Origin of the sequence: Pseudomonas sp. 2822-17, assembly GCF_002742485.1 — a bacterium.
Taxonomy (GTDB): domain Bacteria; phylum Pseudomonadota; class Gammaproteobacteria; order Pseudomonadales; family Pseudomonadaceae; genus Aquipseudomonas; species Aquipseudomonas cyclaminis.
Map to the genome: position 1 here is coordinate 1 of NZ_LJRZ01000769.1, position 267 is coordinate 267.

Here is a 267-nt window from a genome sequence, read left to right on the forward strand (position 1 = left end):
TAACTATCTCGATAATGTGGAGGCCTATTGTAATAAGAATAAACTACGAGATCCACTTACTGGAGATGAGATGAATCCGGATGAGAAACTAATGCGTTCCATAGAAGAACAAATTGGAATCTCTGAAAATGCGAAAAAAGCGTTCCGTGAGGAGATATTAATACGAATTTCTGCATATGCTCGTAAAGGGAAGAAATTTGATTACAACTCACATGAAAGACTGAGGGAAGCCATTCAGAAAAAACTCTTTGCAGATTTGAAGGATGT

The 267-nt window shown here is 37.1% G+C and carries 1 pseudogene; it reads left to right on the forward strand.

Annotation, left to right across the window (positions count from 1 at the left end):
- Positions 1-267, forward strand: a pseudogene (locus AOA60_RS28290) (hypothetical protein); the annotation flags it as partial.